A 202-nucleotide genomic window follows, 5' to 3' on the forward strand; every position below is an offset into this window, starting at 1 on the left:
CCATCATCATCTGCATCAATATCTAAGAAGTCTGGACCATCATTTGGATTACCATCTGTATTTTCTGGTACCGTTCCATCGGTATTATCACTCTGACCATCTCCATCATTATCGGTAAAGCCAGTATCATCAGCATCTACATCTCCATCATTATCTGTGTCTAAATCACCATTACCCGTCTCTACAACATCAGTAACACCAT

The 202-nt window shown here is 40.1% G+C and carries 1 protein-coding gene; it reads right to left on the reverse strand.

Annotated features, from left to right (window positions below; all coding sequences use genetic code 11):
- On the reverse strand, nucleotides 1-202 hold a 202-nt coding region (locus Q1A01_RS23855; RefSeq protein WP_299686121.1), incomplete at both ends, for a hypothetical protein.

The organism is uncultured Dokdonia sp., assembly GCF_947492815.1.
GTDB lineage: Bacteria > Bacteroidota > Bacteroidia > Flavobacteriales > Flavobacteriaceae > Dokdonia.